This is a genomic window from Gordonia sp. UBA7599, from assembly GCA_002477755.1.
Taxonomy (GTDB): domain Bacteria; phylum Actinomycetota; class Actinomycetes; order Mycobacteriales; family Mycobacteriaceae; genus Gordonia.
Genome location: DLKD01000106.1, coordinates 1 through 7376, shown reverse-complemented (window position 1 = coordinate 7376; position 7376 = coordinate 1). Strand labels below are relative to the sequence as shown.

Below are 7376 nucleotides of genomic sequence, written 5' to 3'. Positions count from 1 at the left end.
CGTCGATGACGCGCGGACCGGACCAGTAGCGCGGCGCCGGGCCGAATGCCTCCCGGCTGTTTTTGACGATCCTCTTGCCGAGCGTCCGGTTGCCGACGGCTCCGATGCCGGCGCCGATGCCCATCGGCAGCAGTTTGCCCACGACCATCGGCGCCCGCTTGAAGGTGAACTTCTTGATGACCTTGTTCAGCATCTTGGTGTTGAACGACGACAGGTTCGGCGTCGGGATCACCGAGGACGACAACTGCTTGAGCGCGGTGGAGCGCCCGCCGCCGAGCATCTTGCCCAGCGCGGTCACGCCTTCCTCGCCGAGCGCGACGGCCAGGACTAGCGATTCGCGCCGCTGCTGGTCCGCGGGATCGATGCCATGGACCTCGGCGACGGCGAGCGCCAGCAGCGCCGAGGCCTCGAGGAAGAACAGCGACTCGCCGGCGACGGCCGAGAGCGCCGCCATGGTGCCGACGCCGGGGAAGGCTGCGGTGGCGCCGACCGCACCGCCGCTGCTGGTGACCGTCACCAGGTACTGCTTCTCGAGACGTCGGATGATCTGCTCAGGCGTCTCGTCTGGGTGCGACGCCCGGATCTTCTCGACGTAGCGCGCCACTGCGGGGCCCTGCAGTCGCTGGGCCTTGCGCAGCAGCTTGTCGGCAGCGCCAATGGCCTGCTCCGGTGGGCGCGGGTGTTCGAAGCCCTCGGCGCCGGTCGCACCGCCGGGTGCGGGGAGCGCTTTGTTTCGATCAGCCATCGGTGGGTACCCCATTCTCTTGCACGACGACCTCGTCGGGTCGTGGTGGTGGCGGCGGCGTTCCGTCCCCAAACGGTCGGCCGCCGAGTTGTTCGCGGTGGTGGGCGGCGCGCCACCCCCGCAGGTCCGGCCCCTTCGGCACGATGCCGGTGGGATTGATGTCGCGATGGACAAGGTAGTAGTGCTGCTTGATCTGGGTGAAGTCGACGGTGTCGCCGAATCCGGGGGTCGCGAACAGATCGCGGGCGTAGGCCCACAGGGCGGGCATCTGTGCGAGTAGGTTGCGGTTGGCCTTGAAGTGGCCATGGTAGACGGGGTCGAACCTCGCCAGCGTGGTGAAGAGCCGAACGTCGGCCTCGGTGATGGTGTCGCCGACGAGGTAGCGATGATCGGTAAGGCGATCCTCCAACTGGTCGAGGCCGGCGAAGAGGCGGTCGTAAGCCTTGTCGTAGGCGTCTTGGCTGCCCGCGAAACCACAGCGGTACACGCCGTTGTTGACCTCGGTGAAGACCATCGCGTTGAGCTCGTCGATTTCGTCGCGCAGGTGCTCCGGATACAGGGCCGGAGCCTCGTCGCGCTGGTACTCCGTCCACTCGGTGGAGAAGTCGAGGGTCATCTGCGCGAAGTCGTTGGTCACCACGGCGCCGTCACGGGTGTCGACCATCGCCGGGACGGTGATGCCCTTCGGGTAGCCGGGGAAGCGCTTCTCGTACGCGTCCTTCAGGCGGGGGATCCCCAAGACGGGGTCGACCCCGCCCGGGTCGAGGTCGAAGGTCCAGGAGTCGGCGTCATGGGTCGGGCCGCACAGGCCCAACGAGATCGCGTCCTCGAGCCCCAGAAGGCGCCGCACGATGAGGGTGCGGTTCGCCCACGGGCAGGCACGCGCTGCGACGAGGCGATAGCGGCCCGGCTCGACGGGGTAGCCGTCGCGCCCGTCGGCGGTGATCCGGGTTTCGATGTAGCGGGTGTCGCGGACGTATTCCTCACCGGTCGTCACATAGCTGCCCTGCACGGACTCGTCGTCTTCCACGGGCGGCCTCCGTTTCTTCTTCGTCGCAACACTGCACCAACGTCGGGGCGCGGCGATCGGATTCCCGCGAACCGTGTGACCGCCGGCACACCCTCGTGTCCAGGCTAGTGGGCGCCAGATGGCGGCTGCGGTTTGCCGTTGACAGGGTGATTGGTCCGGCATATATTCGGGCGCGAATATTCTGCTGAGAATATTCGGCGGATCGGGAGGATGGACACCGTCATGGGGATCGGGCGCAGCGGTCGCAGGCCTCTGGACCTGCTCGTCCTCAGCATGCTTTTCGAGCGGCCGATGCACCCCTACGAGATGGCTCAGCTCGCGGTCACGCGCCACATGGACCGCCTCGTCAAGGTCCGCACGACGACGATCTACAACACCGTTGCACGGATGCTCGACGAGGGTCTGCTGTCCGTGCGCGACGTCCAGCGGGAGGGCAACCGGCCCGAGCGGACCGTCTACGAGCTCACCGAGGTCGGCCGTCGGGTGCACAGGGAGACGGCCGAGGAGTTGCTAGCCGACCACCCCGTCGAGTATCCCCAGCTCTACCTCGCGCTGGCCCAGGCGCACGAGCTGCCGCGCGAGGAGGCGGCCCGCCTGCTGCGGGTCCGCCGCGTCGCGATGGCCGATGAACTCGACACCATGGCCGCTCTCATCGACAAAACCGCGGCGGCGGGTGTACCGGAGATCTTCCGACTCGACGGCGGGATGCGTGTCGCCACGTTGACCGCGCAGCTCGCCTGGCTCGACGACTTGATCAACCGAATTGACTGCAACGACATCGCCTGGCTCGACGAAGTGCTGGCCGATAAGAACTTCACCACCGATTGGACGGAGCTAATCCCATGACGACTACCGACAACGCGGCGCACCGCGGTCCCACCGGGGCACCCGCGCCGGAGGGGCAGGGCAAGAACCCCTGGTACGCGATGCTGGCCATGTGTATCGGCTTCTTCATGATCTTGGTCGACATGACCATCGTCGCGGTCGCCCAGCCGGCCATCCAGCGGGCGTTGGGTGCCGACTTCAACTCGATCATCTGGGTGACGAGTGTGTACCTGCTGACCTATGCGGTGCCGCTACTGGTGGCCGGGCGCCTGGGCGACAAGTTCGGCCCCAAGCTGATCTTCCAGATCGGTCTGGTGATCTTCACTGCAGCGAGTGTCTGGTGCGCATTCTCGACGTCGATCGGCATGCTGATCGCCGCGCGGGCCGTCCAGGGCATCGGAGCCGCTCTGATCACGCCGCAGACGATGGCGATCGTGACCCGCATCTTCCCGACCGAACGACGTGGCGCTGCCATGGGCGTGTGGGGCATCGTCGCCGGTGTGGCGACGATGGTCGGCCCGCTGCTCGGCGGGGTACTGACCGACAATTTCGGCTGGAAGTGGATCTTCCTGATCAACCTACCCGTCGGCATCATCGGGCTGGTCGCGGCGCAGGTCTTCGTGCCCCGCGTGACGACTCACGACCACAAATTCGACTGGATCGGCGTCGTCCTCTCCGGCATCGGCCTGGCCGCGATGGTCTTCGCAATCCAGGACGGCGAGAAGTACGACTGGGCGGCGTGGATCTGGGCGATGATCGGCGTCGGCGTCCTATTCATGGTGCTGTTCGTGCTCTGGGAGGCGCGCTACCGCGGTGAGGCACTGGTGCCACTCTCACTGTTCGCCGACCGCAACTACTGGGTCTCCAACGTCGGAATCTTCGCGCAGGGATTCGCGATCACCGGGATCATGATTCCGATCATGTTCTTCCTGCAGCTCGTCGGCGGGATGTCGCCGACGCGCTCGGCGCTGACGATGGTGCCGATGGCGGTAGTCAGCGGCATCCTCGCACCGGTCATCGGCCGGCTCGCCGACCGGGTCCACCCGAGGTCGATTATTGCGACCGCGTTGTTCCTCAATGGCGTCGCGCTGTGCATCATGGCCGTCATCAACCGTCCGGCGACGCCGGTGTGGCAGCTTCTGATCCCGACGATCCTCATGGGTGTCGCCGGTGCGGGTATCTGGGCGCCGCTCGGAGCGACAGCCACCCGCAACCTGCCGTGGCACCAGGCCGGGGCCGGTGCGGGCGTGTACAACACGACGCGAGTGGTCGGCTCGGTGCTGGGTAGTGCCGGTGTCGGCGCGCTCATGCAGGCGCTGTTGCGGCACGAATTCCCCGGGTTCGACATGGGCAGGGCGCAGGAGCATGCCGCAAGTGCGGCAGCCGAACTGCCCGAGCCGATGCACCAGGGGTTCTCGGTGGCGATGGGCCACTCGATCTTCCTGGCGGCCGGAGTGGTCTTCGCGGCTGCGGCCGTCGCGCTGCTGTTGGTCCCCCTGAAGGCACCTGAGGCGCCGGGAACGTAGTGAGCGGGCCGCGATCTGGTGTCGGCACCGGGATCGGCTATGGGATCGCCGCCTATGCGTTGTGGGGGGCGTTCCCTCTCTACTTCGTGCTGCTCGACGGCGTACCGCCCATCGAGATCGTCGCCCACCGGGTGCTGTGGTCGCTGGTGGTGTGTCTCGTCGCGGTGGCACTCACCCGCCAGTGGCGGCAGGTGTGGTCGGCGGCAACCTGGCGGGTGGGGGGACTCCTCGCGCTGGGTGCGGTGTTCCTCGCTGCGAACTGGGGTATCTACGTCTACTCGGTCAGCGTCGGCGAGGTGAACCAGGCAAGTCTGGGGTACTTCATCAATCCGCTGGTCACGGTGCTGCTGGCGGTCGGTGTTCTGCATGAGCGGTTGCGCCGGGCGCAATGGGTGGCGCTGGGTCTCGGCGGCCTCGCGGTGCTGGTGCTCACCCTCGGGTATGGCGGCCTACCGTGGATCAGTTTGAGCCTCGCAATCACGTTCGGTCTCTACGGTCTGATCAAGAAGACGGTGGGGGAATCGGTGTCGGCGCTGACCGGGCTGACTGTCGAGACTGTTGCGCTGGCGCCCGCGGCGGCCGTGTTCGTGGTGTGGCTGCAGGCGCGGGGAGAGGGGCACTTTCTCTCTGAGGGGGCCGACATCACGACGCTTCTCATCCTGTGCGGAGCGATCACGGTGGTGCCGCTGCTGTTCTTCGCCGCCGCGGCGCGGCGGGTGCCGCTCTCGATCCTCGGGCTGCTCCAGTATCTGACGCCGGTTTTGCAGCTGCTGATCGCCGTGGTGGTGCTCGGCGAACACATGCCGGCGGTGCGTTGGATGGGGTTCGGGTTGGTGTGGCTGGCACTGGGGGTGCTGACCGTGGACTCGCTGCGTGCAGTACGCGCTGCGCACGTGTCCGGTTCGCAACGGTAGGCGGGCGAGTTCAGGCGCTACCCGGCTCGCCTCCCGTGCTTTGTCCGGCCGCCCTCCTACGATTGCGATCGATGGGGTTGGACCCACATGCTCAGCGACGACCGATGCGAAGGGGGGACGATGACGATAGCGCTGTTTGACGACGTACCCGCCGACCCGACGGGCGCCCCTGTGCCTGAGCGCGTGGTCACCTTCGTCCACACCGCTGACTGGCAGCTCGGGATGACGCGTCACTTCCTTCCGCGCGATGCGCAGGAGCTCTTCACCGCCGCCCGCCTCGCCGCGGTCGAACGGATCGGTGTGGTCGCTGCAGACGTCGGCGCCGAGTTCGTCGTGGTCTGCGGCGACGTCTTTGAGGACCACCGCGTGTCGGCGCGGATCGTGCGGCAGGCACTGGACCGGATGGCTGGTTTCACCGTCCCCGTCTACCTGATGCCGGGCAATCACGACCCGTTCGACGCGGCGAGCATCTACCGCTCCGAGGCGTTCGTCCGCGGGTGCCCGGGCAACGTCACCGTCTTGTCGACGCCGGGGGTTCGTGAAGTCGCCGACGGCGTGGATCTCGTCGTGGCACCGTGGCCGACGAAATCGCCGACGAACGACCTCGTCGCCGAGCAGGTCGCCCGGCTGCGCGCCGGTGATCGAATTCGTATCGTCGCAGGCCACGGTGGCACCGACCGCCTGTCACCCGGCTCGGATCCGGCGATCCTCGCCGTCGACCCGTTGGAGGCGGCGGTGCGCGACGAGATCATCGACTTCGTCGCATTGGGGGACCGGCACTCGGTCACCGACCTCGGATCCACCGGGCGCATCTGGTACTCCGGCGCGCACGAGACGACGAACTTCGACGACGTGGAGTGCCGGCCCGGCGAGGTACTGGCAGTCACACTGACGCGCGGCACCCAGCGGACGGCAACGGTGACCGCGCACCCGGTGGGGCGCTGGCGGTTCCATTCGATGACTGCCGATGTCGACTCCGCCGCCGACGTCGATGCGCTCGCCGCACGACTGGAGGCGATTCCCGCGAAGCCGACGACCGTGGTCCGCCTCGGGTTGGTCGGAAGCCTGTCGGTCGGTGACCATGCCGGGTTGACCGACCTGCTCGACGAGTCATCGGATCGGTTCGCCGCACTCGTGCGCTGGGACTCCCACGACGATCTACGTGTGGTCGCGGACCCCGCCGATATCGCCGGACTGGGTCTGCGCGGGTACGCCGCGGAGGCCGCCGACGAACTGGTCGCGCTCGCCGGTTCCGGTGACGCGGATGCCGCGGTGGCACGTGACGCACTCGCGCTGCTGGGCCGGCTGGCGGGTGGGGGAGACCGGTGAAACTGCACCGTTTGCGTCTGCGCAACTTCCGCGGCATCACCGAGCGGGAATGCGTCTTCGCCGAGCGCGGCGTGACCGTGGTGTCCGGCGCGAATGAGGCGGGGAAGTCCTCGATGGTGGAGGCTCTGGACCTGCTGCTGGAGGTGCCGTCGTCGTCGAAGAGCCGGAGGGTGGCTGCCGTGCAGCCATCCGGGCACGATGTCGGGACCGAGGTCGAAGCCGAGATCAGTTGCGGACAGTGGCGGTTCACCTACACGAAGGTGTTCAACAAGGCGCCGTCGACGACGCTGCGGGTGTCGCAGCCCAAACCGGAACAACTGACCGGCAAACTGGCGCATGATCGCGTCCTGTCGATCCTTGCGCAGGCCGTCGACCTCGCTCTGTTGCAGGCCTCCCGCGTCGTCCAGGGCAGCGCCGAAGCGTCGGTCGCGCTGGGGAAGAGTGCCTCGGTGACAAGAGCGCTGGACCGGGCCGTCGCCGACCGGGACGGATGCAGTGCCAACGGCGAGAGCGCCGACACCGATGACGACGACCTGCTGACCGTCGTCGAGGCGGAGTACGCGCGGTATTACACGCCGGGCCGTGGGCAACCCACCGGTGAGCTGGCGCTGGCGCAAGCGCGGGAGGGCAGTGCCCGCAAGGCCCTCGCCGAGCTGGAGGCTGCGGTGGCGGCCATCGATGCCGACGTCGCGATCATCGAGCAGGCCAGCGCGCAGCGGCGGCGGTTGACGGTGGCGGCCGACGAACTCAAGGTCCGCGTCGAAGAGGCCGAGACCGCCCGGGCCAAGGCCTACGAGATCCGTGACCGGTTCGCGAAAGCCCAGGCGGAGGCCGAGGCTGCCCGGTTGCGCGACGAGAAGTGGACCACCGAGCGCGATCTCCGGCGTGCGACAACGGCGAAGATCGACGCGCTGCGCGGCGAGCGGTCCGTGGCGACGCGCGCACGCGCGCAGGCCCAAGCCGCCGGTGCGCTGGCGCACGAACAGGAGAAGCAGCACGAGGCCGCG

At 67.9% G+C, this 7376-nt stretch carries 7 protein-coding genes; 5 read left to right on the top strand and 2 right to left on the bottom strand.

All coding sequences use genetic code 11. The features are described from left to right. The coding region (locus B4L26_RS12180) for a hypothetical protein (RefSeq protein WP_290719125.1) at positions 1–745 on the bottom strand (745 nt) is incomplete at its 3' end. Further along, positions 738–1775, bottom strand: coding sequence for a glutathione S-transferase family protein (locus B4L26_RS12175; RefSeq protein WP_290719124.1), 1038 nt, complete (start codon positions 1773–1775; stop codon positions 738–740). The genes B4L26_RS12180 and B4L26_RS12175, both read right to left, overlap by 8 nt. A gap of 210 nt (positions 1776–1985) precedes the next feature. Between B4L26_RS12175 and B4L26_RS12170 the strand changes: the two genes are divergently transcribed. The 5 genes from B4L26_RS12170 to B4L26_RS12150 form a co-directional block, all read left to right on the top strand. Then, on the top strand, positions 1986–2621 hold the full coding sequence (locus tag B4L26_RS12170; RefSeq protein WP_290719123.1) for a PadR family transcriptional regulator: 636 nt from the start codon (positions 1986–1988) through the stop codon (positions 2619–2621). Next, entirely contained in the window at positions 2618–4126 is a 1509-nt protein-coding gene (locus B4L26_RS12165; RefSeq protein ID WP_409563476.1) for an MFS transporter, read from the top strand. The genes B4L26_RS12170 and B4L26_RS12165 overlap by 4 nt, the downstream gene beginning before the upstream one ends. Continuing rightward, positions 4126–5040: an EamA family transporter RarD gene (gene rarD / locus B4L26_RS12160; RefSeq protein ID WP_290719122.1), complete on the top strand. Its 915-nt coding sequence runs from the start codon at positions 4126–4128 to the stop codon at positions 5038–5040. The genes B4L26_RS12165 and rarD overlap by 1 nt, the downstream gene beginning before the upstream one ends. 120 nt (positions 5041–5160) lie before the next feature. Further along, complete coding sequence (locus B4L26_RS12155) at positions 5161–6369, top strand: metallophosphoesterase family protein (protein ID WP_290719121.1); 1209 nt, start codon at positions 5161–5163, stop codon at positions 6367–6369. Then, positions 6366–7376, top strand: a 1011-nt coding sequence (locus B4L26_RS12150) for an AAA family ATPase (RefSeq protein ID WP_290719120.1), incomplete at its 3' end; no start/stop codon positions are given. The genes B4L26_RS12155 and B4L26_RS12150, both read left to right, overlap by 4 nt.